Source organism: Magnetococcales bacterium, assembly GCA_015231925.1.
GTDB lineage: Bacteria > Pseudomonadota > Magnetococcia > Magnetococcales > JADGAQ01 > JADGAQ01.
The window spans coordinates 4,918-7,728 of the sequence record JADGAQ010000193.1; the positions used below are offsets into that span (position 1 = coordinate 4,918).

Genomic DNA, 2,811 nt, shown 5'->3' on the forward strand with positions numbered 1-2,811 from the left:
TTGACGTGCGCCGTTGACGTGCGCCGTTGACGTGCGCCGTTGACGTGCGCCGTTGACGTGCGCCGTTGTGTGAGGCGCTCCACCTCTCCCTTCGGGAGAGGTGATTGGTCACGGTGAGGCTCGATGCGGAGGGTTGGCCCGGCTTTTCGTCGTGGGGCGGGTTCAAAGATGGGGGGATGAGGCCCCCCCTTGCCCCCCCGCGGTCCGCTGCGATAAAGCCGTTGGGTGCGGGTGGGCAGCTTTTGGGATTTCATTGGCGGCAGCGGACCGCGACGGCAACGGACACGGCAACGGACAGGAACGGACACGGCAACACCTCGGGGCTCCGCCCCGAACCCCGCCGGGGGGGATAATCCCCCCCGGACCCCCGTATTAGCGGATGATTACGCTTCGCTGGAGCGCCCACCCCGCTGCCGCCGCCGCTGCCGCAGGATATATGCCGCCGCGACCGCCACCGCAAAAAGCAACGCCCCCCCGGCGAACATCGGCGTGTGCCGCATCACCCACTCCCGATTCTCCCCGATAAAATACCCCGTCACCAAAAGAACCGCATTCCACAAAGTGGAACCGGCAAACGTATAAAAAACAAATGCGGGAAGATGCATGCGCCCAATACCCGCCGGCATGGAAATGAGATGACGCACCACCGGCACAAACCGCCCGGTGAAAATGGAAATCTCCCCGTGACGAGCAAAAAAGGTGCGGGTTTTCTCCAAATGGTGTTCGGTGATCAGCAGATAACGCCCAAACCGCTGCAAAATGGGATAACCCAACCAAAGCGCCAAATAATAACTACCCAAAGACCCGGCAATGGAACCAAGACTGGATGAAACCAGACATCCCAACCAGCCCAGTTTGCCAATGGAAACCAGATAACCGGCAGGAATCATGACCAACTCCGACGGCACCGGCAAAATGGAACTCTCCGCCGCCATAAGCAGAAAAATGGCGGTGTAATCAAGTTGCCCCAGCAACTCCAGCAGTAAATTGGTCAGCCGTTCACCCATGAAAGTCCACTCCACCAAGCACGAAAGCCATGAAAAAGTGGCATTGTGCGCAACCCTCCCTCCCAAAACAAGGCCTGGCCCTCGGGAATACCAACAGGGGGTCCGGTCGACCGAACGGGCATGTGACACGCAGCCCACCCCCCGCCGAAGGACGTGAAACCACCTCCGCCTCACATGCACCATCTTTTGATTCTGTGGGGAGTCCGGGGGGATCATACCCGGCGTACCCCCGTATGTCTGAACGGATGCCCGTTTTGACCCGCCGTCAGAAGGTCGCGGAACGCGGACCGGTGGCCATCAACGTCACCGCCCGCGCCGTCGCCCCCACCCCCGAAACCGCCACCACACCGTCTATCTTTATCTGGTTGCTGGCCGCATCATCCAACGACCCCGCCGTGTTCGAGGTGTACAAAGAGACATCCTTGGCACAGTTGGACAAGACCTTGCATTTGATGTTGGTACCCTCGATGGCCACCCAACCAAAATCGTTATCCGCAAAAGCCACCTGGGCAAAACCGACATACCAGCCATCACCGGCCATGGCTTTGGTCAACGGCGCCGCCTCGAAGACCTCGGAAATACCAACCACTTGATACTGTGCAATGGCCGCCGAAGCGTGAACATATATCCAGCGGGTGCCATCCGTTCCGGCCACCGTCGTCCCCGGAGGAAACTCGTTGCCCTGGTCCTTGTTGATACCCGTACCCGGTTCGGTCACCGTCAAATTGACACCCAAGATCCCATCGATCGGCATAATGTCCATAGAATGTCACCCAAACGAAAATGGACGCCGAGGCCCATCCGCGCATCCGTTATTGACCCGAAGGCGTAACTCTTCAGATATACGGGGGTTCGGGGGGGATTATCCCCCCCGACTCACTCCAGGGCAGCGCCCTGGGACTTTTCCTTTGGCCGTTGACACGTTCAGAATGCCCTGTGCAGGGGTCTGAATAGTTACCCGCATTGTTTCTAACCAGCAAATACGCCAAGATTATATTGCTATTTTCGCGTCGGACAGCTCCGTCATGATCAAAAATTATTAAACATTAATACTCATCGAAGCCGGGGCCATATACCGTTCGACCCTCCTGCAATAGCTTACCGATCTCCATCAGAAAAGGCTTTCGATCCGGAAAACTGGAGGTCAGATACCAAGTCGGCAGGAACATCACCCACTTTAAAACGACAAACCCGAACATCAACATCAAGATACTGAGGATATAATGCCGCAGAAACCAGACAAACACCTTTTGAGCCATTGAATGACTCCTCAATTCAAAAGTCAGCAGGAAGACGCATGAAACTTACGAACATGATAGGTTAATACTGTGGAATTATGAACACCCACATGTAAATATTCAATAAGAATAGCAGAACTAACGCCAACTGATAACCCCTTTTAGTTTTTAATAAACTCCGATCTTGAAGCATTCTTAAAATAGGTTTGGAGTAAAGGTACTGTGGAACAGGAAAGAAAAAGAACAGTATCGAAAACAAGAACTGCAAACCAGAAAGCAGCCACCCAAAAAAGACCATACTCAAAATAAATATTACCCATAATCCTATTCCAAACACCACACCCGCTAGATATGAATTAATCATTCTTACCTCATATTATCATTCCTGCGAGGAGGTTCCTCGCAGGAATGATAAACTAGGGCGTGTTGACATTTGCCAGATTTTGGTTCCTGGCAAGGCGCAAGACGGTGAGGAAGCGGAGTGTAGCTCGCCTACATGAGCATTCCGAACCGGATTGCAACGCGGCCAGGGACCAAAAGATGGTGAATGTCAACACGCCCTAACA

The 2,811-nt window shown here is 54.2% G+C and carries 3 protein-coding genes; all 3 read right to left on the reverse strand.

What is annotated here, in order from left to right; translation table 11 throughout:
• Window positions 1-383: 383 nt before the first annotated feature.
• Window positions 384-1,007, reverse strand: coding sequence for a DedA family protein (locus tag HQL56_16505; protein ID MBF0311118.1), 624 nt, complete (start codon window positions 1,005-1,007; stop codon window positions 384-386).
• 265 nt (window positions 1,008-1,272) lie between these two features.
• Window positions 1,273-1,743: a hypothetical protein gene (locus tag HQL56_16510; protein MBF0311119.1), complete on the reverse strand. Its 471-nt coding sequence runs from the start codon at window positions 1,741-1,743 to the stop codon at window positions 1,273-1,275.
• Between the two features lie 310 nt (window positions 1,744-2,053).
• Window positions 2,054-2,266 (reverse strand): hypothetical protein, encoded by a 213-nt coding sequence (locus tag HQL56_16515; GenBank protein ID MBF0311120.1) that lies wholly within the window; start codon window positions 2,264-2,266, stop codon window positions 2,054-2,056.
• Between the last annotated feature and the right edge of the window lie 545 nt (window positions 2,267-2,811).